This is a genomic window from Primorskyibacter flagellatus (assembly GCF_014638275.1).
Taxonomy (GTDB): Bacteria; Pseudomonadota; Alphaproteobacteria; order Rhodobacterales; family Rhodobacteraceae; genus Pseudooceanicola; species Pseudooceanicola flagellatus_A.
On record NZ_BMFJ01000006.1, the window covers coordinates 40,878 to 64,825 of the forward strand.

The 23,948-nt window shown below is 57.8% G+C and carries 19 protein-coding genes; 8 read left to right on the top strand and 11 right to left on the bottom strand.

Translation table 11 applies throughout. From position 1 onward, the window contains the following. Nucleotides 1-144 precede the first annotated feature (144 nt). Together IEV87_RS22340 and IEV87_RS22345 are read right to left on the bottom strand one after the other, a co-directional pair. A complete protein-coding gene (locus tag IEV87_RS22340) occupies nt 145-600 on the bottom strand; it encodes a hypothetical protein (RefSeq protein WP_229737798.1) in 456 nt (151 codons plus the stop codon). A gap of 37 nt (nt 601-637) precedes the next feature. Further along, nucleotides 638-1,699 carry a helix-turn-helix domain-containing protein gene (locus IEV87_RS22345; RefSeq protein WP_064225017.1) on the bottom strand — a complete coding sequence of 354 codons (1,062 nt, stop codon included), beginning with the start codon at nt 1,697-1,699 and terminating at the stop codon, nt 638-640. 181 nt (nt 1,700-1,880) lie between these two features. On the opposite strand from IEV87_RS22345, the gene IEV87_RS22350 reads away from it, so the two are divergent. The 6 genes from IEV87_RS22350 to IEV87_RS22375 all read left to right on the top strand — a co-directional run bounded on the left by IEV87_RS22350 (nt 1,881) and on the right by IEV87_RS22375 (nt 6,917). Continuing rightward, nucleotides 1,881-2,786 (top strand): AAA family ATPase, encoded by a 906-nt coding sequence (locus IEV87_RS22350; protein WP_064225018.1) that lies wholly within the window; start codon nt 1,881-1,883, stop codon nt 2,784-2,786. Beyond that, a complete protein-coding gene (locus IEV87_RS22355) occupies nt 2,786-3,256 on the top strand; it encodes a hypothetical protein (protein WP_064225019.1) in 471 nt (156 codons plus the stop codon). Before IEV87_RS22350 ends, IEV87_RS22355 begins: the two co-directional genes overlap by 1 nt. Further along, on the top strand, nt 3,253-3,756 hold the full coding sequence (locus IEV87_RS22360) for a hypothetical protein (RefSeq protein WP_064225020.1): 504 nt from the start codon (nt 3,253-3,255) through the stop codon (nt 3,754-3,756). The genes IEV87_RS22355 and IEV87_RS22360 overlap by 4 nt, the downstream gene beginning before the upstream one ends. Next, nucleotides 3,753-4,652, top strand: coding sequence for a CBASS oligonucleotide cyclase (locus IEV87_RS22365; protein ID WP_064225021.1), 900 nt, complete (start codon nt 3,753-3,755; stop codon nt 4,650-4,652). Before IEV87_RS22360 ends, IEV87_RS22365 begins: the two co-directional genes overlap by 4 nt. A gap of 12 nt (nt 4,653-4,664) precedes the next feature. After that, nucleotides 4,665-5,387: a DUF6602 domain-containing protein gene (locus tag IEV87_RS22370; RefSeq protein ID WP_064225022.1), complete on the top strand. Its 723-nt coding sequence runs from the start codon at nt 4,665-4,667 to the stop codon at nt 5,385-5,387. Nucleotides 5,388-5,495: 108 nt separating this feature from the next. Further along, entirely contained in the window at nt 5,496-6,917 is a 1,422-nt protein-coding gene (locus tag IEV87_RS22375) for a phospholipase effector Tle1 domain-containing protein (protein WP_064225048.1), read from the top strand. Nucleotides 6,918-6,935: 18 nt separating this feature from the next. Here IEV87_RS22375 and IEV87_RS22380 read toward each other — a convergent pair whose 3' ends face one another. The 5 genes from IEV87_RS22380 to IEV87_RS22400 form a co-directional block, all read right to left on the bottom strand. Beyond that, nucleotides 6,936-8,849, bottom strand: a complete 1,914-nt coding sequence (locus IEV87_RS22380; protein WP_188479842.1) for a type IV secretory system conjugative DNA transfer family protein — start codon at nt 8,847-8,849, stop codon at nt 6,936-6,938. A gap of 14 nt (nt 8,850-8,863) precedes the next feature. Continuing rightward, a complete protein-coding gene (locus IEV87_RS22385) occupies nt 8,864-10,804 on the bottom strand; it encodes a relaxase/mobilization nuclease domain-containing protein (protein WP_188479843.1) in 1,941 nt (646 codons plus the stop codon). Continuing rightward, nucleotides 10,797-11,417 (bottom strand): helix-turn-helix domain-containing protein, encoded by a 621-nt coding sequence (locus IEV87_RS22390; protein WP_188479844.1) that lies wholly within the window; start codon nt 11,415-11,417, stop codon nt 10,797-10,799. Before IEV87_RS22390 ends, IEV87_RS22385 begins: the two co-directional genes overlap by 8 nt. 412 nt (nt 11,418-11,829) lie before the next feature. After that, complete coding sequence (locus IEV87_RS22395; RefSeq protein WP_229737799.1) at nt 11,830-12,006, bottom strand: hypothetical protein; 177 nt, start codon at nt 12,004-12,006, stop codon at nt 11,830-11,832. 635 nt (nt 12,007-12,641) lie between these two features. Continuing rightward, nucleotides 12,642-12,980, bottom strand: a complete 339-nt coding sequence (locus IEV87_RS22400; protein ID WP_037207756.1) for a DUF736 domain-containing protein — start codon at nt 12,978-12,980, stop codon at nt 12,642-12,644. 480 nt (nt 12,981-13,460) lie between these two features. Here IEV87_RS22400 and IEV87_RS22405 point away from each other — a divergent pair, with 480 nt between their 5' ends. Together IEV87_RS22405 and IEV87_RS22410 are read left to right on the top strand one after the other, a co-directional pair. Next, on the top strand, nt 13,461-14,486 hold the full coding sequence (locus IEV87_RS22405) for an SIR2 family protein (protein WP_188479846.1): 1,026 nt from the start codon (nt 13,461-13,463) through the stop codon (nt 14,484-14,486). A 9-nt stretch (nt 14,487-14,495) separates the two neighbouring features. Next, nucleotides 14,496-16,241: an ATP-binding protein gene (locus IEV87_RS22410; protein ID WP_188479847.1), complete on the top strand. Its 1,746-nt coding sequence runs from the start codon at nt 14,496-14,498 to the stop codon at nt 16,239-16,241. A gap of 43 nt (nt 16,242-16,284) precedes the next feature. On the opposite strand, the gene IEV87_RS22415 is transcribed toward IEV87_RS22410, so the two are convergent. The 4 genes from IEV87_RS22415 to IEV87_RS22430 all read right to left on the bottom strand — a co-directional run bounded on the left by IEV87_RS22415 (nt 16,285) and on the right by IEV87_RS22430 (nt 23,693). Next, a complete protein-coding gene (locus IEV87_RS22415) occupies nt 16,285-18,456 on the bottom strand; it encodes a DEAD/DEAH box helicase (RefSeq protein ID WP_188479848.1) in 2,172 nt (723 codons plus the stop codon). Between the two features lie 5 nt (nt 18,457-18,461). Next, on the bottom strand, nt 18,462-19,769 hold the full coding sequence (locus tag IEV87_RS22420) for an ATP-binding protein (protein ID WP_084353833.1): 1,308 nt from the start codon (nt 19,767-19,769) through the stop codon (nt 18,462-18,464). Next, nucleotides 19,762-22,290 (bottom strand): tellurite resistance TerB family protein, encoded by a 2,529-nt coding sequence (locus IEV87_RS22425; protein WP_188479849.1) that lies wholly within the window; start codon nt 22,288-22,290, stop codon nt 19,762-19,764. The genes IEV87_RS22420 and IEV87_RS22425 overlap by 8 nt, the downstream gene beginning before the upstream one ends. 116 nt (nt 22,291-22,406) lie before the next feature. Then, nucleotides 22,407-23,693, bottom strand: coding sequence for a Fic family protein (locus tag IEV87_RS22430; RefSeq protein ID WP_050523638.1), 1,287 nt, complete (start codon nt 23,691-23,693; stop codon nt 22,407-22,409). Nucleotides 23,694-23,948: the final 255 nt, after the last annotated feature.

Sequence of the window (23,948 nt, forward strand, 5' to 3'; positions counted from 1 at the left end):
GCACAAAGGGTCGGAAGCTGCCGTTCGCGGCTGGAGCGAAGGCTCCAATGGTCAATTGCAGGAGCGGACTTTGATCGGCAGACACAGTTGCAGCGGGCTGGCTCCTACGCCCACGTGGGAGTGGCATTTCGTCGTGGCGAAGGGCTAGTATCGTGCAAGTCTTCGGTTGATTTCTTTTTGTGGAAGTCTGCATCTCGGATGGTCACGAACGGCCTCCAAACCCGCTTTTAGCGCGCTTGTCGCACAAACCATGTGTTTTTCCATTTCGTCAAACACCCACAACACACCGTGCATCGAGAGCTTTTGACTCTCTGCTTCTGCCCTAAGCGCACCATCGCCGGTTAGTAGTACCCAATTCCGTTCCACCGCTAAACAGAACGCAAAAACATCTGGCGTCGATAGCATTGCTTTCGCCCGTTTCAGTTCTGTTGCACGTGCGGTTTCTTGTGGAGTGAGTTGTTCGACCTTCAATCCAAGATCGAGCAAATCAGGGCCCAACCAATCGAGGAGTTCCGATTCATACAGAATATCTGGGACCACAAATTCATAAGGCAGGTCAAAAAGCCTCGCGGTCAGCGAGGCTCTTTCGATGTCAATCAAGACAGAGGTATCGGAAACAAGAACTTGCACATAACTACTATGACATGTGGTTCAACCGTTCTTCCAGCTCTTTTACTCGTATTTCGAGAAGTTCTGCCGCGCGAGACAACCCAATCAACCCTTCGGAGAGGGCACGAAAACACAGCCTCTGAAAGCGGTCAGGCTCTTCTCGTTCCCAAGGAATGGAATTCGGCTCCTCGAACGGCTCATCGCGCCAACCCCGTTGCTTATAGACCTTGAACAGGCGCGCAAATGTTGCCTGGTTGATGATGTCCAAATCCTTGCATCGATACGTCAGCGCTTGAATGCTGACGCCAAACCGATCCTTTAGACTAATGAGCTCACCAATGCTTATGTCCGTTCTGCGGGCACCGATCTCCTGCCGTAGCACTTCTGCCGGAACGAGAAATGCACCAGCAAATCGATTTGCGGCGCGTTCTGAATCACATCCTTCAGCGACCTTAAGAACCATGTGGCCCAGTTCGTGAGCTAAACTGAAGCGCTTCCGTTCAGACCAGGTCTTCTTCTTGATCATAATCACCCGCGCAGAGTGATGCTCTTTTCGACGGACTTTGGCCGCAAGGCCATCAATCCGATCAACGTCCAAAGACAACACCTTGATCCCGTGCTCCTCGAGGAGTTCAGCAAGCATTGGGATCGGATCGTGACCCAGCTGCCAGGAAGCACGCATGTTGCGAGCCGCGTCTTCGGCATCACGAACATCGGCCACCCAGTAGGGCGCTTCGTGTGGGGCATCCCATTCCTGGCTCGAAAGATTCAGCAAGCTTTCGATGGCGAGGTACTTTTCAACCATATTGAGCGTCTTGGCTTCGATCGTCGCGATCTCCTTGGCTGACGAGCTGGCTGACTTGCGAAACTCCACGCCCTCCAACTCAAGCTCGTCATCGCTCAGCAGGAAATCCACAGAGACCTCGAGTGCTCGGGCAAGACCTAGCAGCACGCCCGATCCGGGCATGTCTTCATTGCGCTCGTACTTGCCTATGGCTTGAGCGGACACCTTTTTCTCCATGGCATCGGAAAGTGCACGGAGCGAGAGGCCAGATGCTGCCCGGGCTCCTTTGAGTCGCTTGCCAATCATAACGTCCTCCCAGTGGGTGGTTTACATTTCACCCATATGATTGATATTTTGTAAACTACAATGCTTGAAAGCGCGGCTTTTTGTCCCTAACTTGTAACAGCAAGCCGAAAGAAAGGCAAATTTGTAAACCGCCAAGTCGCTTCACGAGGCGCTAAACAGGCAAAGAAAAGAGGAAGTAGCCATGAACGCACCGTTTGCGGGCGACCTACCTAGAGGAATTCAGAAGATCACGGCACTGCCGGACCCCGGTCTGGCAGAACTCTGGGACTCGATCATCGTCGAAGCCGAGATAAAGGAGCGCCTGCTCTCTCAGGCGGTGCTGAATTTCACAATGCGACCAAAGATGAGCCGAGCCGTGTTGCCACTCCATGGCGTCCTCCTGTTGGTTGGCGCACCCGGAACGGGCAAAACGTCGCTCGCGCGAGGGTTGGCCAACCGAACAGCAGCGGCTTTCAAGGGGGGGAACTTCCAACTGGTCGAGGTTGAAGCGCATGGCTTGACGAGTTCCGCCATGGGGAAAACGCAGCGAGCGGTTACTGACCTCTTCGCGCAAACACTTTCAGAACTTGCCAATGCAGGCCCGACGATTGTCCTGCTAGATGAAGTGGAAACCCTTGCGGTGGACCGCTCTAGGCTAAGCCTCGATGCCAACCCTGTCGACATTCATCGAGCCACGGACGCCGTTCTGGTACAGCTCGACCTGCTGGCAGAATCTCACAAGAACCTGCTGTTTGTGGCAACCAGCAACTACCCGGAAGCGGTGGACGATGCCTTCGTTTCCCGATGCGATCTGGTGCTTGAAGTGCCTCTTCCCGGAAAGGAAGCCTGCAAGACGATTTTGCGGGAATGCCTGTTGGGGCTAAGCAGCACGTATCCTGAGATAGAAGAGCTGACCAGCGACCGTGGTTTCGACACCTGTGCTGGCGAATTCGTCGGCCTCGACGGCAGGACAATCCGAAAGACCGTCGCAAACGCGCTCGCCTCTAACACTCAGGTGGCACTGAACCCCGGCTCAGTAACACTGCCCCAGTTAGCTGCTGCCGCAAAATCAGCCCAAACCAACAAAAGAGCGAATCGGGGGAAGTGATGATAACTGTAGCCCGCAGAACATTCCGAAGCTCTCCGCATCGCGACGCATTGGCAACATGGGCCGCCATCAGCGACTTGCTCACCCGTACAAATACCGGAGCGCAGCAAGAACTCAGCAGTGTCGCTGGCATTGCAAGCAGCATAATCGCGGACAAAGCCTGCGAAAACTCACCAATCATTGTCAGCTGTGAAGGGCCGCAGACGCGCATCTACTGTCTTTACGATGACGATGCGATCGACGGGTCGGACGCGAACGAAGACGTGCTCGGGTTTGACCCGCTGAAAGGTGATTGGTCGATTTCACTGCCATGTGAACCCGATGATCTCGGTTGGGTCCAATCTGCGCTGCAACAGAAGAGCAACCGCATCACAGCACGCGACAGAACCGAAACCAAAAAGCAAGACACAGCGAACAACTCGCAAGGTGCTACGCTCGAAATTGATCTCGAGGGGTTGTTGAAACCATGACAACAGTCATCACGTATTCCCGCACCCAGTCTGTCACCTATGTGGCCGATAACATCCTCAAGAGCCTCAAAGACATTATCCGTCTGAGTGGCATGGATCCAACAAATTTCGTGAACGACACGGAAATCAACATGCGCGGAATCAAGGCATGGTTGGAGAGCGAAGACCTCGAGAAGATCACACTCGAGATATACGATCCGGCAACCAATGGACTAATCCTGCGTTGGGATATCGACGTGAACTACAGTTGGTCTGCTGGAGATGGAAACTTCTGGACGGACACCGATCAACTTCGTTGGGCAATTCGCAAAGCGGGAGTTGCGCCGGCAAGCGCCAAGTATGACCTCCTGCTACGTACAAAGCCTGGACGACCTGATGTCCCGGGTTGGCACCGGACCACCGCCCGATCTACAGACGGTATGGTTCGCCAAAGCCTTGGCTCCACCATCGAACACAACGGTCTGGGAGCGACGGCAGCGTATTGGAGGCAGGCATCATGATTTCACTCCCGGACGCATTCAAAAAGTTCAAGAGCCGAATGGAGTTGAACGAAAGAGAGCAGCAGAACGCATCCAAGCGGCAGAAGGAAGTTCGCGAGCATCTGGATAAGGCCTTTCAGATCGACCGTAGCTTTTTGACAGGAAGCTACGCCCGCTGGACCAAGTCCAAACCACTCAAGGATGTCGATATCTTCTTCGTTCTTGGAAAGGACGAGGACCACTATCGAGACAAACATCCTGACAAGATACTGACCGCATTCTACGATACGTTGGTTGACGTTTATGGAAGCAGCGCCGTCAAAAAACAGGGACGCTCTGTGGGTGTGGACTTTGGTGTCGTCGTCGATTCCGACGACAACACAGATTACCGGGTTGTAAGCGTGGATGCAGTGCCCGCATTTGCAAAGGGCGACGACTACGAGATCCCGAACAACACAACCGGGAAGTGGATGGGAACAAATCCCGAAATCCATGCACAGAAGGCTGTTTCGGCCCACCAAGCTTATGGCAATGAGTGGAAGGGCCTGGTGCGCATGGTGAAGTACTGGAACCAAAACAGCCGCCACGGAGAAAAACCTATCAAGCCATCCTTTCTGATCGAGGTCATGGCGATGGAATGCCTCCATGGTGGATGGGGTGGTTCACATGACCGCGAAATCCAAGCGTTCTTCGCTACGCTACGCGACCGAATTCACGAGGATTGGCCAGATCCGGCCGGGCTCGGGTCTCCTGTTAGCGATCGAATGGACGCAGCGATGGTGAAGCGCGCCCAGACAATTCTGGATCAGGCAAACCGCGACATCGCTGCCGCAATTCACTTGGCGCGCCAGGGCAAGAACGGAGACGCCCTGAAAGCGTGGCGCGCTTTCTTCGGACCAAAATTTCCGCTGTCTTAGAAAGAAGAAACAATGGCTGAATGGTCGCTATCACAACTTCTATCATCGTTGCACGAGGATATTCAGCATCGGCTGTCAACGGCGCGGAAGTCGTTCAAGCATCCCGGTACAAAAGGGGACGCAAGCGAAGCGATTTGGATCGATATGCTCGCACAGTACATCCCTGAGAGATATCAGGTTGCAAGTGCTCATGTCGTCGATAGCCGGGGAAATTTTAGCGATCAAATTGATGCCGTGATCTTTGACCGTCAATATTCGCCCTTCATTTTCACCTACGAAGAACAGCTCATAGTTCCAGCAGAAAGTGTATACGCTGTTTTTGAGGCCAAGCAGACGGCAGATGCCGGTCTGGTGAGATACGCGCAAGACAAGGTGGCTTCAGTCCGAAATTTGCATCGGACCAGCCTACCAATCCCTCATGCTGGTGGGGTTTATCCGCCAAAACAGCTCATTCCCATCATTGGTGGGCTTCTTACTTTTGAGAGCGAATGGAAACCTCCCCTCGGTGCATCGTTCGAAAAGATCCTCAACGAAGGCGAAGATGATAGGAGGTTGGACATCGGATGCGTTGCCTCTCACGGGCATTTCCTGTTCGCCGAGGATGGGCGATATAACCTTGTTGAGGGGTCAAAACCGGCAACGGCTTTCTTATTTGCACTGATCTCACGGCTCCAGTTCAGCGGCACTGTGCCAATGATCGATATCGATGCCTACGGCGATTGGCTGACCAAGTAGCTGTCGCCAAAGTCCGCTTCGGCTTTTTGCTTCGCGGCGGCACCAACAGCTATCGATTGGCGGTTAAGGGACTTTGACTGTACTTCGTGTTCTTGGATGGGGCGACAAATGGTAAAGAACATCTGCATATTCTCGGACGGAACAGGCCAAATGGGCGGCGCCAGGCCTGACCAACGGCTGTCGAATGTTTACAAGATGTATCGAGCCATGCGTCCGGGTCCAGATTCACCAATTAGCCCGAAGGACCAAGTGGCCTTTTACGACCCTGGCTTGGGAACAGGAGAAAGTGGCGGGTTATTCGGTCGGATCAAGCCGATCTTGGAAAGCGCCGTCGGCACTGGCATCGACCACAACATCATCGATTGCTACGAGCAGATCATCGCCAATTACGAACCCGGCGACCGTGTGTTGCTGTTCGGGTTCTCGCGCGGGGCCTACACAGTAAGAGCACTGGCGAACGTTATGAACCTCTGCGGTGTCCCGACGCAGATGCCGGATGGTTCGCCGGTCCCGCGTCACGGTCCCGGATTGCGGAAGATAGCCAAGGACGCTGTAAAATTCGTGTATAATCACGGTGCTGGAAAACCGCGCGGACAAGATCCTTACTTCAACAACCGTGAAGAGCTCGGCAAACGATTTCGCAAAAAGTATTCGAGCTTTCCCATTGAAGGCGAAGACAATCAGGGAAACGTTCAGCCAACATTCATCGGGGTCTTCGACACCGTGGCGTCACTGCGAACGGCTGTTGTCCGCACCTTGGTCTGGGGCGTCACGTTCGGCGTCGGGTCGGCTTTTGCCGCAGGTGTTGCATTCGGGTGGTCTTGGCTTTTGGTTGTTCCACTCGGCGTACTACTAGTTGCGCTTCTTTGGCAGCTTGGTTCCCTGTTGCTCGACAACTTCAAATATTTCTCGGACGATCCCGAACGCAAACTGAAGCTTTGGCGCCCAACGGATTGGCCGCAGATCCTCAAGACGGGTCATTTCGCGGCTTGGAACAAGCGCAACTACGACAAGTGGCTTGATCCCGATGTCCAACACGCCCGTCATGCCATGGCGATCGACGAAGACCGTGCTGACTTTCCAAGGGTCGGATGGGCATCCAAGGCGGCCGCGATTGAGACCAAAGATCGAGAGCCGAAGTGGTTGAAGCAGGTCTGGTTCCCGGGCTGCCATAGCGACATCGGTGGAAGTTATCCCGAGGCAGAGTCCCGCCTGAGCGATATCGCCCTCGATTGGATGGTCGACGAATTGAAAGACTGCGTGCCGTCGATCCAGATCAACGAGAACGTCTTGAACCGCTCCCCTGACCCTCTGGGTTTGCAGCACCGCGAAGACGCGTTGGTAGCATTTGGCCCCCTCCGCATCCGCTGGAAGAAGGGAATTCGCGCAGTTGGCGACGACTTCCCGCTCCATCCTTCAGTCGAAGAGCGCATGCGAGCCAAGGCCGTCGCCCAGTGTGGCGAGGTTAAGCCCTACCGACCTGCCCAGTTGAAAGAGCGACGCGACTTGAAATTCTACTACGACGAATAGGGGACTAGTCGACGGCGCTCACCCTCCCAACAATTCCTCGATGAAGTCCTCCTGCCGGTCGAGCGCCGCCTCCCATTCCTTCGGCACGGCGGCTTCCCGCTCGAGCGTCTCCGGCTCTGGTTGCCCGCGCCCGGCCTCCATCGCCATCACGCTCATCGCGCGCGCTTCGCGGCGTTGCGAGCGATCCCGGACAGGCGTGCGGTCGGTTGGTTGTCGCGGCTCATCCTGACTGACTTCATCCGCACTTTCACGCGCCCAAGGCCCCACGCCCTGCACACTCGGCGGATAGGGGAAGGGCTTGCCCTCCTGGCGGGCCAGCATGTCCTTGAAGAACGGATCGTCGTAATACTTGATCCGGCTCGCCTTTATCGGGTGCTGCGGCGAGGCGAGGATGATGACCTCGTCAGGGTCCATCAGGCGCGCTTCGGTCTCGGAAAGCAGCGGCCGTTCTTCCAGCCGCGCTGATGTCGAGGTCGCGCCAAGGAAGCCCTTGTTTCGGCCATACATCCGGGTCACCGCCTCGCGGGTCGTGCTACCGACCGCGGCGGAAACTTCTTTCACCGTCCGCTGGTCCCGCGGGGTGATGTAGAGCTTGAGCCCTGCCCCGTTCTCGAGGCTTTCGCGGCCCTCGGGACCATAGATCCGGTCGAGCGAAGCGAGCGACTGTGCGATCATCGCGACGCGGCCACCATAGCTCGCCAGCGAATGAATCGCCCGTTCGAGATAGGGCATGGCCCCCATCTGCTGGAATTCGTCGATCATCATCATGACCGGCCAGGGCTCGTCCGGGCCCGGCTCATTCAGGCGGATCGAGGCGATGAGATCGGCGAACATCAGGCGCAGGAGCGGGGCAAGTGTTGCGATGTGGTCCTCGGAGACCGCGATGTAGAGCGACTGCGGGGTCTTGCGGAAAGTCGAGAAATCGAAGTCGCTGGCCTCGGTAGCCGAGCGCACCGCCGGGTTGTCCCATTGCTTGAGACCGGCAGTCATCAGCGCCTGGATGTTCGAGGTCAGCAGCCGCGACGAGGCCGAGGCGGCGTTGGTCCAGAGCTCGCGCAGGATGTCTTCCTCGGCCTCGTCGGCATAGGTCTTGTACTGGGCATTCTTGTATTCGCCCCCGGCGACGATCTTGTTCACCTCGCCAAGGTTCGGCGTGCCGCGTTGGATGGACAGCAGGCAGGCCGCGACAAAGATCGACTTGCCTGCCTCGGAAAAGGTGTCGAGCGTCTTGTTGTCCTTGTCGAGGAAGAGGTCGGCAAGGATCGAGACCTCGGTGAAACGCTGCGCGAAGCTCGGGGCCTTGGCGATCCGTGCAAGCGGGTTGTAGCGATGCGTGGCGTTGGCCCAGTCGAAGGGGCTGAAGCGATAGATCTCGTCTCCGTTCAGCGCCCGGAGCCGTGCGGTCTTCTCGAAGTTCTCGCCCTTCACATCGAGCACCACGACCGAGCCCGCGAAACTCAGGAGGTTCGGGATCACGAAGCCGACGCCCTTACCGGCGCGGGTCGGGGCCACCATCATCACATGGGGGATGGTGGTCGAAGAGATAAACTCAGCCTTGGAACTCGGTGCGCCGAGCTTGCCACAGACAAAGCCCTTGCCCGGCGCCTGCAGCATGTCGTTCTTCTTCAACTCCGCCTTTGTCTGCCAGTGGGCCGAGCCATAGTCATCCCGCTCCTTCTTCCAGGTCCAAGCGAGCGCCAGGGCGCCTAGGCCGATTGCTCCGAAGCCGACGGCGCCGAAGCCAACCTTGAAAGCCTCCGGATGGGCCGCGCGTGTGCCCGCGCCGGCCTTCCAGAGCGCCAACATGTCGAAACTCTGAAACCCGGTTTTCAGGGCCAGGGTCAGGTAGAAGGCGGCGACGATGGTGCCGATGACGGCGCCGCAGATCACACCGAAAAGAAGTGCGGCCCAGAGGGGAAGTGTCTTGGTCATGATGGTAATCTCCCTCAGAATTCCAGCTCGTCATCGAGGCCGCGGTCTAGTGTTTTGTTTCGGGCAAGATCACGCCCCAACTCTTGCGCCTCCTGCTGGCCGCGCAACCGCGCGACCTCGGTCGCCTTGTCCTGCTGCAACCCGGCGGCGCGGTCGGTGAACACCTGGTCGCCAGTCTCCTCAAAGGTCATTTCGAGGAATTCCTGCGTGACAGTGATCTGGTCGAGCTTGCTCGGCAGGGCCGCATCCAGCACCTCGTAGTTGCCGCGGCGAAGCTCGGCCAAGCCTTCTTCGCCCAACTCCTTGAAGAGCTCGGATTGCAGGGTCCGCTCGACCACCTCTTCCTGTTCCTCGCTGAGCTTGCCGTCCCGCAACATGTCGGCGAGGTCCTGCAGGTAGGGATTGGGCGTCCGGTCGTCTTCGTCGATAAGCGGCAGGATCTCCTGTTCTTCGTCCGCGAGGGTCCGACCGATCTCGACGCCCATCTCCTTTGCTCTTTCCATCAACGCGTCCATTACGCCGTCGACCTTTTCCAGCGCGGCATCCAGTTGGTCATCATTGGCGGTCTCGACGCTGAGACCGTCCTTCGCCAGCACCGCGTTCATGTCCCGCTCGACCCAGTCCTGCGCCATGCCGTAGTTCCGCGTGCCACCCGCCGCGATCCGGGCCACCAACTCCTCGCTGTCCATTCCTGCCTCCTCGGCGCGCTCGAGCACGTCGCGCAGCCCCTCGTCATTGCCGGACCGCAGCGCGGCGATCAGCACCTCGCTGCCAGCCCCCGGCGGATAGGGTTCTTCAAGCTGCTTGCCAAAGCGCGCGCGCAGGTCCGGATCCGGCACCATCTGCGACAGATCCGCGATGATCGGCGCGGCCTTGGCCTCGAACGCGGCGCGCGCGGCCGGGTCCAGTTCCTCGGCTTTCAGCCTCAGCGCCTCGATCGTCCGCTCGGAATAGTCGATCGCGTCACCGACGGTCTTGATGTCCTTCATGTCTATCTCTCCTTCGGTGAAGTTCCACGGCGTGCCGGAACCAAGCCCGTCCGCCATGCCGCGCACGGCGCGCGCCATGTGGCGCTGGTCCATCCGGTCCAACAGGTCGGCGAGGTTCTTGTAGTCCTTGGCGAAGCCCACGACCTGTGCCTGCGCGATTGCGGATTCCTGGGCCGTCATGACAATCTCGCGCGGCAGGCGGGCCTCTTCCTTGGCGCGGTAGATTTCCTCGATGCCTGCAGGCTTCTCGAAGATGCCGCGCTCGAGCCGGGTGGTGGCGTCGAGCATGACGCCATAGCCTTCCGCGATCTCCGCCTGCTTCTCGCGCATGAGCTGCGGCGACATCACGCCTTCGGCCCAGCAGGAAAACCAGGTGCCCTTCTCGACGCCGCGATTGTTCAGGATGATATGCGCGTGCTTGTGCGCCCGGTCGTCATGGACCGCGAGCACATAGTCCCACTGGTCGCCATATTCGCCGCTCTCGAAGAAATGCTCCGTCCAGTCCATGGCGATGTCGCGCACCTGGTCGACCGTCACGTCGGTCGGGAAGGACAGCAGCATGTGCGAGGTAAACCCGAGCTTGGTCGAGCCGCGCCAGGTCCCGGCCCAGTCCTCGATGATGTCCTCTTTCTGCTCCTCGCTGAGCACCGCCGCATCGGTCAGCGCGTTGGTCATCGTCGAGTAGGTGTAGACCGCCTTGTCATTGATGTAGGAGAGCTGCGCCCCGAGCGAAGCACGCGTCTTGCAGCCTCCGGCCCGGATCCGTTTGAACACCGCCGCCCGGCTTTGCCCCGTCGCCGCCTTCAGCGCGTTACGCGCCGACAAGGACCCCACGCGCGAGAAACTCCGACCCTGTCGACGCCCCGCCAGCCGCGCGTCGATCCGCGCCGCGGCCTGGCCCCGGATGCGCTCATCCTCCCAGAGCCGGCCCATGACCGAGGCATAGAGAGCGAGCGGATCAGCCATTCCTGACGAGCCTCAAACCTGTCACGGTCTCGCGCGGGGTGCTCTCCAGAACCGCGCCATCCGCCCCCTGCCCTTCTTCCCTTTGCGGCCATTCCTGATGACGCAGCGCCCGCGCCGCATCCTTCATCCGGCCCATCTCACGGCTCATGGACTGCGCCAGATCAAGGAGTTCGATCAGCACTGCACGGTCCGCCTCAGAGACCTCGAGCCGACCGCGATGGACCGCCTTGGCGAGCACCAGTCCGGCGTCGCTCACATCCTTCGCCTGACGCCACGCGGCACAGAACTCCGCGATCAGATCACGGGGTACATCGAGGAAACCGCACCGTCCGCGCAGCACCGCGTTGAGCGCCTGCGACCGGCTGGCATAGCCCCGTTCGCGCCACTCGGCATCGAACGCTGCAAGCTCAGACTGACTGACCCGGAAGGCCACCGTCTCGCTTGGATCGCGCACCGCGATGCCCTCGCCCGCCTCCTCTTTCGCGAGCCGGTTTACGTGGCGCGGAGAGATGCCAAACGCCGCCGCCAGCTCCTTCGCGCTCTCGCCCGCCGCAAAGCGCCGCGCAACTTCGATGCGCTGTTCGAACTTAAGGTTTTTCGCTGGCCTCGGCACGGGTCAGACCCCTCGGACAAAATGTGCAAACATTGGCCATATCCTGCCAACGTCTTTCTTTTCTCCTTCGCTTATACATCAATACATCACATTACACAATATTACGTTTTGCATGTTTTAACTTTTTGCATGGCTTGGCGGCGTCTTCAAAACCCTGCACAGCGAGGCGCTGAATGGGCGCTCTCCTCATCGACAGACAGAGGTTGCTCGGAAAGAGACTGCGGAAACTGGTGCCCGAGCAGCGCGTGAAAGCGCACATATCGAGCGCCCGAGCCGGCCACGGATTGGGCGCCAGGAACACGAAATCGGCCCGCGCGGGATGGCGCAGGTCACACCCGTTTAGGGCGACAAAATGTTGGTAAGTATCAGCGTCAGACCCCTGCGGATCCGAAGACCCGCAGGGGTGTCTGGGTCAGTGACCCAGTCCCTGAGAGCGCAGGTCGTCGTAGCGGCTGCGGGCGATCAGCGCCTCGGTCTCGAGGCCGTCGAGAGTCTCGGGATGGGCATCTTCATCGAAGGCGGCGAGGTAGGCATCGAAGGCCATGTCGGCTTGCAGTTCGGCGAGGTCGATGGATTGTTCGAGTGTCATGGTGTGATCCTTTCCGTTGATCGTCGTTGGACGGATCGTGGAAAAGACCGGGGGCATGAGAGCGGGCTGCACCCGGCACGGGGCGGAATGAAATGGAGCACGCCGGGGGCAGGTTTGTTGTGAGCGATGCCCCGCAGCGCTCAAGGCGCCAGCCGCCCAGAAACCTGTCCCCGGCGTTGCCGACCGCTCGACCCCGGGCTAGCGATCTCTAAGGCCAACAGGTCGACGGAAAGGCGCGCGGCAGTGACCCTGACGTGAGACATTGCCCCCCGGACGCATGACGTTGATCTGCGGTTTACACCCTCGCGGCACAGGGTGAGTTCGGCGCCCTGGCAGCTTCGCCAACACGACCCAGGCGCGGGTTGGTCGAATGAGAGAAGAAGTTCGCTTGCCTCGCTCAGCTGGCTGCCAGCTCTCCCTGCGGAAATTCTGTTCCGACTCGGGTTCGCGCGATGCACGTTGCCACTGAACAGAAGGATCGAAGCCGCGTCCGCGACCTATCCGGTCTGACGACCCGCCTCTGCGTCCGCTTCCGAAATATGCCGCGTTCTTCGAACATCGGCATTTGGGCCCGCCCATCAGACGCACCCAAGAACGAGAGATAGCCAGACCGCCGAAGCGGTCTGGCCTTTGGCTTACGCGGCGTCTTTCGGCCCCCAGGGGATGACGGCCTGCAGGGACAGATCGTCCTGGTTCGCGGCTTTGCCGAGGTTGGCGTTGAAGCCGTGGTCGCGGATGGTCAGCGTGTAGTAGTCCGCGCCGGTCTCCTTGTTCTGCTTCTTCCAGATGCCGCCACACTCGACCAGCTTGCCGCGCGGGGAGCGGCCGAGGACGCGGTGCGTGGGGGCCATAGGGTTCGTGCTCGCGACGGGCTCGACCGTGATGTCGAGGTCGAAGGTCAGGGTCGAGATGGAGCCTGTGCCCTTGGCGGTTTCGATGTCGGCGCTGGTGAATTTGATGCAGTTCGTGGTCATTGCTCTTCTCCTTGTTTGCGTTGCAATGATGGTCACCTTGCAGCTGGCCAAGGCCCGGCCACACCGAAGGCGAAGCGCAGCGGAGAGGGGCAGGCGCCGGTCTTTTTGATCCGCGAGGAATGGCCCGCAGGGACAGGGGAAAAAGATCGGCGACAACCTTTGTGGACGGGACGACAGCTGCGACCAGCATGTCATGCAACTCAGACAAAGGGAGAAGTGCGTTGGCCGCTAAGGAAGGATGGTGAACAGCCGTCAAAGATGCCAGAGGGCGTATGTTGATGCATGGATCATAGCTGGAGCAGGCATTTTCGGATCCATGTCACTTGCCAGATTCCCGACGCACCCACCTTGCGACGACAGCGAAAACTTGCTGTGACAAAAAAGTGCTACCGGGGGTATCGTAAGAGCGAAAATTTGGACCAAATCGTTTTCGGGCACAGACAAACTAAGCCAAAGTACAAGAAGTGAGGCAAAATAGCTTTGGAACTAGAAGAACTCGCAAAGCAGTGCCAAAACTGTGCACAGCATAGCCCAGTGATAGTCTTGGGCAGCGGGGCCTCGATACCGCATGGCATTCGTGGCATGGGGGATTTGGCCGTTTGGCTCCGCGATAATGTACAGGCCGACGATGGACCGGAAGTCGATGCCTGGACACTTGTTAGAACAGCCTTGGCCGCTGGAGATCATTTAGAAGCAGCACTAGAAAACAAGCCTCTACCCGACTCCTTGGTTGTCAAGATTGTCCGAAGTACCTGGGACTTCATCGCTCAGGGCGATTATAGCCTGCTCAAATCAGCTATAAAGACCGAGACCATTTTTCCGCTCCGCACCCTATTCACAGGGTTATTCCGAAGTACAAACCGCAATATCCATGTCGTAACAACAAACTACGACCGCGTTGCAGAGTATGCAGCCGATTCAGGCGGCTATATCCACCACACAGGATTCCTTCCGGGCTATCTGCGACGGGCCGATGGGGCAGAGAATCTGATTTTCAAACAAGGGGCCAATTTGGCGCGGACGGTCACAGTCTGGAAAGTCCACGGGTCTCTTGATTGGTTTTCAGACCCGCATGGGGGTGTGATGTCGCTGCCGATGACGAGCGAGTTGCCCGATGGTTTGGTGCCGCTGATTGTCACGCCAGGTGTAAGCAAATATCAGCGGACGCACGACGAGCCCTTTCGGAGCGCGATACAGGGCGCTGATCGTGTGTTGAGTGCCGCGACCGCGTTCATTTGCATAGGATACGGGTTCCGCGACGGCCATATCCATCCGAAGCTGATGACGCGTTGTCATGTGCATGACGTTCCCATCCTTGTCGTAGCGCGCACTTTAACGCCCGAAGCCAAGGATTTTCTCAAGAACAACGCCGGGCGTCACTACCTTGCGCTCGAGAACCACGATGACGGGACAATGGTTTACAACCGTGACAACCCAGACGGTATTGTTGTTACCGGAGGCAAATATTGGGAGTTGCCTGCATTGAACGAATTGATTGGGTTTTAGGAGGAAGAGTTGGGCATACTTGATTTCAACGATGATGAAAGTCTCGGCAGAATTATCGCCGTCGATACTGCCACTGTGACGGTGCGAGTCGATGAACTTGAACGCCTTAAACGGATTCAGGTCAATCGGTTGACCGCGATCAGAAGCTCGAAAGCTGGGCAGCACTTAATCGGGATAGTTTCGCGCATCACACGCAAGGCAGGTGACGAAACTGCAATAGATGGGGCTGAGGAGGATCCGGAAGCCGCGCTCCCCGAAAACAACCTTGTTCGGGTCGCTCTGATTGGAACACTCGTAGACAAAGAGGGACTGAAAGAGAACGTCTTTAAGCGCACCCTAGAGACTGTGCCCGAAATCGATGCGGATTGCTTTTCCTTGGAAGGTCAGCGCTTGACAGACTTCATGCAGGTCATTTCGCAGGTTTCCGGCGACGGCCCGCAGCTTGATCTTGGTCGCTATGCATTGGACGAGGACGCGCGGGCCTTCTTGAACGGCAACCGTCTGTTCCAACGTCATGCCATCGTGGTCGGTAGCACTGGCAGCGGCAAATCGTACACAACTGCGCGGCTCCTAGACCAGATTGCCGGTCTTCCACAAGCCAACGTAATCTTGTTCGATATCCATGGTGAGTACCAGACCCTCGATAGCGACGAGTTTCGGCATCTACGCATCGCTGGGCCGGGGGACATTGGCCACGATCGCCGACTGGCCGACGGTGTTCTGCATCTACCGTTCTGGCTTCTCGGCTATGAGGCATTGGTCGCTTTGTTTGTCGATCGGTCCGATCAGAACGCTCCGAACCAAGCCATGCTCATGACGCGCTGTATCACCGATGCGAAGCGTGCAATGCTTGATCCGGGAAAACACGCCGACATTCTTGCAAATTTCACTATCGATAGCCCCGTGCCTTTCGATATCGACGGTGTCCACAAGCAACTATCTGACTTGAACGAACAAATGGTTCCGGGTGCTAACAACAAGGAAAAGCAAGGACCATACTTCGACAAGCTCAGCCGCTTAATCGCGCGATTTGAAGCCAAACGGAATGATCGCAGGCTTGGGTTCATATTTCAGCCGCCAGCGGCCTGTATGGATATGGCCTGGCTGTCGGAGGTAACGCATTTCCTGATAGGCGGGCGCGGATCGCAAGCTGATGGCAAGGGTGGGATCAAGATCATCAATTTCTCGGAAGTACCGTCCGACATCCTGCCGCTCATGGTCAGCTTGATTGCTCGGCTGATATTCACAGTCAGCCAGTGGACGCCACCAGACAACCGTCATCCCATCGCATTGTTCTGCGATGAGGCACATCTGTATATCCCGGAGCGTGCATCGTCAGAGTCAGCCGATGAGATCTCGGTCGGGATTTTCGAGAGGATCGCCAAAGAAGGCAGGAAATACGGTGTTGGACTAGTGGTTATCAGCCAAAGACCATCCGAAGTGAACCGCACCGTTCTGAGCCAGTGCAACAATGTCATTGCGATGCGGCTGACCAACGGCGACGATCAATCCGTGATCAAACGGTTGCTGCCTGACAGCCTCGGCGGGTTTGGTGATCTTCTACCGGTCCTCGACATCGGTGAGGCATTGGTGGTCGGCGATGCGAGCTTGCTTCCGACGCGAGTTGTGGTGTCCGAGCCGCGCTTCAAGCCCAATAGCGCGACAGTCAATTTCTGGGATCGTTGGAGTAACGCGGCACCAGTTGCGGGAACGGAAGATGCCGTCCTTTCTTGGCGCAGACAAAGCAATCACTAGCCCTAGGAACGATGAAAACAGTCAACGAGGATTGCCGCACATATTATGCTGGGACGATTCTACCGACCATCGCGGTAAGAGTATCGGGCGCAAGCTTGGAAGAAATTGCATCCAACTCCAAGAGGGGCTGCGACAGGTATGGATGAAACTTCTCCGACATTAAATTCCCAGCTCCAGCGAACAGATCGACAGGTTCGCCAGATCGAATGTGCGCTAGTACCGCTTGAAGATCGGGGGTTTCGTCCCCGGCCTCCACCATCAGAAACCCGTCATGCAGTTCGACCGAAAACCCCTCACTTCTCAGTGCTAGCGCGAGGGTTGAAGTCTTCACCGTACCGACCCGCGTCGCAATGACTGATGTATGCTCGCCAATGGTGTGTATGTTTTTGGCCCTAAACCCCAGCTGTTCATAGTGAGCACGCGCTTCCTCGAGCATCATCAAAGAGACTGTATCCATGTAAGCCGGGCTGGAATCCCCCTCGAGCACGGCGAACATTCGGTCGATCACTTTGTCATGAATGTCCCCAGCATCGCCGCCGAAGACGGGCGGCACACCAGCCTTTGCGGGTTTGACGACGATGACCTTTTCACGATCATGGATTTCTTGAACTACCCAACGCCGCCCAGAAAAAATCAGCAGCATCCCAGGAGCAAGAACATTGTCGATTGGCAAGGTTCCAAGATCCCGCCCCTCTGCGACCAACCGGAACTCCTCAGGCGTCTGGAACACCGCATAGAAGCTGTAATGCTCGACCAGCTTTTCGCCCGCGGGTCCTAAAAGTAGCAGCCCGCTGCCGGCCTGTTCGATCAAGCCGGTTTCTGGGTGGCCGATTGCACGCAACACATCTGCGAAGACTTCGGTTGCAACCTTCCGAAAGGGGCCTTCGCGGCAGAGTACGTTGTAGACCACGCTTGCAGACGCACCGCCGCGCTGCGCTATGACTGACAGTATCTGATGAACGAGCGTCGAGAGATGAAGTGCTTGGGGTTTTGGAGGTTCGCACCAGCCTTCCAGCAGCAGGTCTATCATCGCGATGGACCTGATCAGGCCGAGGCGAAGACGATCCACGAAACTGCTCTCCGGCGTCAACTTGGCTTCGACAGCGTACTGCCTGAGAATGGCCGGCTGTCCTTCACGGCGGCCTGATCGGCCAAGCCGTTGTCGCAACGCCGCGACGCTGAATGGCGCACCGATTTGAGCCACGCAGGTCACGTCGCCGATGTCGATTCCCAGCTCGAGCGTCGACGTGCAAACGGCGGTCGTCGGTTTCGCAGGGTCCTTCAAGCGCCGCTCAACGAAGTCACGGTGTTCTCGGGAGAGGCTCGCGTGGTGAGGATAGAATTCCTGCGGCAGGTGCTCCCGTTCGCAAAGCTCCCGCAACCGATCTGCGTAAATCTCGACCCGTTGGCGCGCTCCGGCGAAGACCAAGTTGTCGCTACCTCGAAGGTGTTTGAAGAGATGGGCTGCTATGGCGTCCGTTGCGGATGGACTGTCTTCATCTTCATCGCCTGAGAGGTAGCCCCGAAGCTGAAGCCTCAATTCAGCCTCGCCGCCATCTGCTTCGATTAGCTGGACAGAGCTTGCTGCGTCAGGGCGCAGATAGGCCTTGGCGAGGTCCATGTCGCCCAGGGTAGCTGACAGACCTATTCGACGGATTGGGCGCTTTATCGCGAGCTCGAGCCGTGTGAGCAGTGAACGAAGCTGGACCCCGCGTTCGCTATCAAGAACCGTGTGCAACTCGTCGATCACGACCGCCTGCGTGGCCCCAAACAGGCGGGCAATTTCCAAACCGCGACGAATGAAAAGCGCCTCAAGAGACTCTGGGGTTATCAGCAGGATCCCTTTTGGAGATTTCAACGCGCGCGTCTTGATCGATTGCGAGACATCCCCGTGCCAGGGAACAACCGGAAGCTCTGCTTCCTGGCAGATGCCCTCCAGCCGCATGGCCTGGTCCGTGATCAGAGCTTTCAGCGGACCGATGTAGAGCAGGTCGAAACCGGTGCCGCCCGACGGCTCGTCAAGCACCTGTGAAATCAACGGCAGGAACGCCGCCTCGGTCTTTCCGCCCGCCGTAGAAGCTGCAACGATTAAATCGGCATTGGTTTCGCAGATCGTCCGGATGGATCGCGCCTGGATGTCGCGAAGTTCGCGCCAACCTTTCTGGCGTATCCATTTCTGCACAGGCCTCGCCAGTTTGTCGAACGCACTGCTCATCGGCGTCAGAGCTTGAAGCTGATCAGATCATCGTCACCGGGGTCTTGGGCACCAGTCGACTCGTCTACTTCGTTCATGTCTTCGCCGAGGTCTTCGGAGACCTCGATCTTTTCGATCAGATCGCTCCACTCGACACCGGGGTTTTGCTCAAGCACGGAAAGCAGGTTCACGAATGCCGTCACCGTATTGCGCGGGGTGCGGAAGTATGCTTCACCGATCCGGTCCGAACAATGCGCCATGAAGGCCTCGAGCGCGTCGTCCGGCAGAGCACCGGCATCGTCCTGCATGATCCGGCGCACATTGGCCAGAAGAACGAAGAGATCTTCAGGGGTCAGGCTGGCCAGCCGGACAACCGGTCCTGAAAGGTCGACCAATCCGTCCCGCGCGAAGGTGTTCTCGGCCAAACGCGATTGAAGGGCTTCGTAGCTATAGAGCCCTCGACGGGTGTTCATCAGAAACTCCGGGGTTCCACCCATAAGGAATCCGAGGTTCTCGGCGCTACCCTGCAGCACATCGTTCAGGATCCGGAGGATCTGTTCGTAGTTTGCATTGCGGGCCTGCGACGAGGTGAGCTTGTAGAGGTTCACCATCTCGTCGAGGCCGACCAGCAATCCTTTATACCCGGCCTCGCACACGAATGCCGACATCAGCTTCAGATGGTCATAGACACTGGCGTCGTCGATGATCGTTCGCACACCAAGTGCTTTGCGCGCGTCGGTGCGTGTCGCGAACTCGCCGCGCAGCCATCTCAGGGCTGCGGATTTCAGCTCGTCGTCGCCGGTCTCATGGCCTTCCCAATATCGACGGATGACTTCGGCGAACTCAAACCCTCCGGTAAGTTCTTCAAAGTGGCCAAGGCGTTCACGAATGACGGTCCCCGTGGGCAAATCCCGTTCTTCAGCATCTCGGTGAGCCTGGCTGACAAACCGTTCCACCACGCTGGCCAATGCCCCGCCATCGGGCTTTGTCCGCGTCGAGAGGTTTCGGGCCATCTCAGCATACAGCCCCCGAGCTTGTCCGCCGGTCGCGTGAATGCGGCGATCTGGCGCCAGATCCGCGAACATCACGACCAGGCCTTTCTCCAAGGCGACGAGGCGGATCAGGTTCATGAAGAACGTCTTGCCCGATCCGTATTCTCCGATAATGAACCTGATTGCCGATCCGCCATCGGATATCCGGTCCATGTCCTTAACGAGCTCTTCAATCTCCCGGACGCGGCCGACCTGAATATGGCGCAAACCTAGCTTGGGCACGACCCCGGCCCGAAGCGCCTGTACGATTGCATCGCGTTCACGTGGTTTCAACTTAGACATCCCTGCCCTCCGCACTCATCTTTTCTTTTACCGCCTCCGCAATCTCCGGGGACACGTCATATCCATCATACTCGTCGAGAAGCGCTTCATCGTAGGTCTCAAAAGCCCATTCATTCACAACTTCCAGTGCCCCGGACGCCATCAAGCCATGCGACGCGCAGATCGTCTCGAACTCCGTGTCAGACCAATGCTCCCGAGAAACCAGTTCGAGGACAAGGGCGCCGTGTTTCGGGTCAAGCCCCGCCAGCTGACTTTGGCTGGCGGGCCCAGACGCACCACTCTCTTCCTCTTCGACATCGAAAATCTGACCGAGGACGGACGACACGCGCTCAGTGTCCGAACGGATTGCTGCGATCCGAGACGCGTCGAGTTTGGGTCCGCTGGCTTTTTCAAGATCGGGTATCGCTTCGCCCGGGCGACCCGGTTGCGAGGCACGAACAGTGCGAGGACCATCCCCGACTTCGCCAGCATGCAGATCCGAGTAGGCAAGCGCAGAATCGAGGCCCAAAGCCTTGTAGATTTTTTCGATGCTTGCGACTTCGTCGGAGTGAATAATGCCATCGGCATGTGCTGCACCAACCAGCGCTGCCCGCATGGCGGCCTGGTTGTCTTGGCCCACCTCCTTCAGTTTCCGTCGAAGAAGCGCCATGTCCGGTGGCACCGCAAGGAACCATTCAAGGTTTGCACGCAGCCTGCGGCGTTCCTGATCGCTGAGGGTCGCGGCAGAAACCTGATCTTCCAACGCCCTGCGTTCAGGCTCCGCGATGCGACCATCCGCATGGGCGACGAACGACCCAAGTGCCAGTTCGATCAAGGCGCTTCGATAGCTGTCGGAAACTTCCTCCAGTCTTTCGATGGGTTCACCCAGACTAAAAAGCACAACGGGCTCCTCCGCCTTGGGCGACCGGAGAGCAAACCGAGGGTCGGGCGCCAGACCGAAACCGAGGCGCGCGAGCGCGTCGGCCGCTCCTGTCATCTGCCGTTTCCCGATTTTCTCGTTCGTTTCTCCCTCCAGACGTCTGATCACCTCCTTAAGCGGCACCAATCCCCCTCGATCGACGATATCGCTTGCCCAGGATTTCAAGCGGTCCATTTCCTCTGATGGGAAGGCATCCCACAGTTCAGAAGGCAGCAAGGCATGCGCTTCAACGCTTCCGCGACCATCAGGATTTCGGCCCAAGAAGCGACTGAGCTTGTCGAGATCGTTCATCACCTCGTCAGCCAACTCCTGGGCAATCTCTACCGGTTTGCGCAGGCCGGAAATATCCGGGACCGGCTTGCCGTCCACGGTTGGGTTGGCAGACCCCTGAAACTCGCTGGAGGCGGCCCGATAGGACGCCGTGAGCTTCTTCCTAGGCTTGGTAACTTTAAGTCCGTCCGGAAATCGTTGATCAAATCGCATGCGGAAGAGAGCGACGAACTCGTCACGGCACCGCGTCGCGGGAGTTCTCAGATTTGTTTCCGGATGGCAGATGAACCAACTCAGCAACCAGTCAGCTGTCAAGTTCTCGCCTTTGTCGATCCGAGCTCCGATTGCGTATTTCAAGGTCAGCGGCAAGTCCCAACCTTGCCGCTCAAAGATAGGCTCGATGGCACTAATGTCAGTTTCGAAGAGCATTACAAAGTCAAGAAACTCGCCCAGATAGCGCTTGACCGAGTGGTTGTCAGAGTAAAGTGACTGCAGCCGCCGAACCTCGTCGACGATTTCGGCGATTTCTTCGTCCGATTGATCCACAAAGCAGCGACGCTCCAAACCGTAGAAGTACAGGAACATGTAGCCAGGGTTGTAAGAGGCGTCGTTGCGCCCGCTGGCCAGCCAGTCGAGGTACGTTGCCCGGCACTGAGGTGAGATATCCGAGTACCCTGGCCAGTAGGGCATACCTTCACCAGCTTTGTCGGCTCCAGAGCGCGCGACGGACAGGGATGGATCGATATACGCTCGGCACTTGTCACGATACCCGTAGGTGTTCAGCAAGGGAGGCGTGCCGACATAGACCATCCCGCCGATGTTGCGGCCGGCGACGCTAGCTGTTTCATTAGACGGGACCCACCCGCTTTTCGATGATCGGGCCGATGCGCTCGATGCCACTCGCGAGGCCTGGTTTCGTTCTGCGGCCGCTGCAAGTGCCGGCGCCGCAGACTTTCCAGCCCGAACGATTTCAGCGTAGTCCTGCTTTGGTGGGGAATAAGCCTGAACGGCAGCCGGCTCTTTGGACGCGTTGGCTTCGCGAGTTCGTTCGCGCTCACGCTCGATACGCTTGTCGTAGGCACTTGGGCGCGGCACCTGCTCAGGTCGGGGGGGTAGGTTTTCAGAACTCCCCTCAGCTTGCGCCTTTGCGGCGACTTTCCGCGATCTCCGTTTTTCTTGCCACCAGACCAGAATGACGGGAACACTAAATGCAAACAACATCTGGCCGCCAATCGGCCAAGCCTGAAGCATTGTGGTCACCACGACCATGCATAAGAAAAAATACAGGACGAGAAAGAATGTAATTCGGAAAAACTTGATTATTGAAGACATTATCGGAACCCTCTCCGAACCACACTATTTTGGATGCCCATCATTGCAACGACTATCGCAATGATTGAATGCGCTTTTGATGCGTAGACGTTCTTCGGTCCGGTTCGATCAACGATCTAGCGCAGGTTCACTCCTTTCAGGTCGTCTGGTTTCAGCCGATAGCGGATTACGTTGCCTTCATGGAGCCCAGCGATCTGCTCACGAACGTAAGCGACAACATCCGCTCGATCAGCGTCGGGCACGCCAGCAGCCAAAGCCATCTCATCAACCGCATCGTTTCGGAACTCCTTGAATTCGAGAACGCAACGCCGGACCGCAGCGCGAACGAATTCCCGATATGCAAGCGCAGCCTTTTCCGGGCTCTCCACCTCAGCGCGAAGAATTCGGTATTTCTCCGCAGACGCCAAGTACGCGTCCATGTAGACCTCACGCAGCAGCGCGACATTGTTCAATTCATAAACCCCGATGAGCCCATCGATATAGTCGCTGTCGTCCATAGTCGTGAACGACATCGGCGCAAGATCCGACTTTAGAAGTGGGATGTTCGAGGCCACGCGCGAAGTTCGCTTGTTAACGTCGGCAAAGGCCTGGAGGTACGGAATGTGCACCAAGAGGAAAAAGGACTGCTCGAACGGATCGGTGATCTGCGCAGCCTTGTGGAGCAGGATGTCGAACTCCTCTGCGATCGTGACCGCATCGTCGAGCGGTCGATAGCTCGAGTGCGAGATCCCGACCGGCATCGCTCGCAATCGGCCCGACATTGCCGGATCCGCCAGGAGTCCGTCTGAGAGCAGCGCATGAATCGCGAACAGATCGGGACGCCGAAGCCCTATCTCATCGAGATTGTCGACGACATACTGGATGGCTTCCTTATGGTTGAGGATCATCAAGGCTTCTTTTCGATCCTTTCCCGCAGCTTCTTCGCCAAACCTGATCAGTCGCTCGGTCTGCAGAATATCGTAGGTGTTGCCCTCCATCCTGGATGATGCCCAGCTAAGATCAACCAGAAGCTGTTCAAGGATCCGGCGCGCGTATGTTCCGGCAGGAATTGCGCCGCCCTGCGGACGGCCGGCCTCCAACAGTCTTTCGCGGTCTGGTGCAGACAGGTACCAGGTCTTTTCTGGGACGTAGGCGTCGAGAAACTCCGGTCGATAGGATACCGGCGCTCGCCGGTTATATGGCGTCGACAAATGCGCCCGGACGACCGCGCCCCCGGCAATTCTGTATCCTGTCGCCCTGCCCTTGCCGGATACTTCGAGGCGCCCCTCATCCACCATGCGCTTCAAGAGACGCCATACGGTGGTTTCGCTCACATCCCTTGCAATGCCCTTCCGGATGGCATCGCGTCCAGCACCCGGGTTCTCACCGACAAAGTCGAGAATGTCTTGATCCGACAGGGCCATGAAACGATATCCTGCAAGCGTGAAACGATTAGGATATTGATACACCTACACTTTTCCCAGGCGCAAGTTTTCGTTGCGCGGATTTTGCAACGATTCAGGCGTCAGGAAGCAAAAGCCAACTTCGTCAAAAGCACGAAACGATTATCACCTTGAAATTGTGAATATTTCTGGTGTCCCACATGAATCGTTGCGCTGCAGATGAAACGATAACCAGAACGACCGAGTTTGCGCCAAGCATCGGCAACGTAGATCGGC

What these genes read in the sequence shown, in the direction of transcription:
- IEV87_RS22345 (WP_064225017.1), bottom strand. Translation starts at nt 1,699, where the DNA reads ATGATTGGCAAGCGACTCAAAGGAGCCCGGGCAGCATCTGGCCTCTCG.
- IEV87_RS22350 (WP_064225018.1), top strand. Translation starts at nt 1,881, where the DNA reads ATGAACGCACCGTTTGCGGGCGACCTACCTAGAGGAATTCAGAAGATC.
- IEV87_RS22355 (WP_064225019.1), top strand. Translation starts at nt 2,786, where the DNA reads ATGATAACTGTAGCCCGCAGAACATTCCGAAGCTCTCCGCATCGCGAC.
- IEV87_RS22360 (WP_064225020.1), top strand. Translation starts at nt 3,253, where the DNA reads ATGACAACAGTCATCACGTATTCCCGCACCCAGTCTGTCACCTATGTG.
- IEV87_RS22365 (WP_064225021.1), top strand. Translation starts at nt 3,753, where the DNA reads ATGATTTCACTCCCGGACGCATTCAAAAAGTTCAAGAGCCGAATGGAG.
- IEV87_RS22370 (WP_064225022.1), top strand. Translation starts at nt 4,665, where the DNA reads ATGGCTGAATGGTCGCTATCACAACTTCTATCATCGTTGCACGAGGAT.
- IEV87_RS22375 (WP_064225048.1), top strand. Translation starts at nt 5,496, where the DNA reads ATGGTAAAGAACATCTGCATATTCTCGGACGGAACAGGCCAAATGGGC.
- IEV87_RS22380 (WP_188479842.1), bottom strand. Translation starts at nt 8,849, where the DNA reads ATGACCAAGACACTTCCCCTCTGGGCCGCACTTCTTTTCGGTGTGATC.
- IEV87_RS22385 (WP_188479843.1), bottom strand. Translation starts at nt 10,804, where the DNA reads ATGGCTGATCCGCTCGCTCTCTATGCCTCGGTCATGGGCCGGCTCTGG.
- IEV87_RS22395 (WP_229737799.1), bottom strand. Translation starts at nt 12,006, where the DNA reads ATGACACTCGAACAATCCATCGACCTCGCCGAACTGCAAGCCGACATG.
- IEV87_RS22400 (WP_037207756.1), bottom strand. Translation starts at nt 12,980, where the DNA reads ATGACCACGAACTGCATCAAATTCACCAGCGCCGACATCGAAACCGCC.
- IEV87_RS22415 (WP_188479848.1), bottom strand. Translation starts at nt 18,456, where the DNA reads ATGAGCAGTGCGTTCGACAAACTGGCGAGGCCTGTGCAGAAATGGATA.
- IEV87_RS22420 (WP_084353833.1), bottom strand. Translation starts at nt 19,769, where the DNA reads ATGTCTAAGTTGAAACCACGTGAACGCGATGCAATCGTACAGGCGCTT.
- IEV87_RS22425 (WP_188479849.1), bottom strand. Translation starts at nt 22,290, where the DNA reads ATGTCTTCAATAATCAAGTTTTTCCGAATTACATTCTTTCTCGTCCTG.
- IEV87_RS22430 (WP_050523638.1), bottom strand. Translation starts at nt 23,693, where the DNA reads ATGGCCCTGTCGGATCAAGACATTCTCGACTTTGTCGGTGAGAACCCG.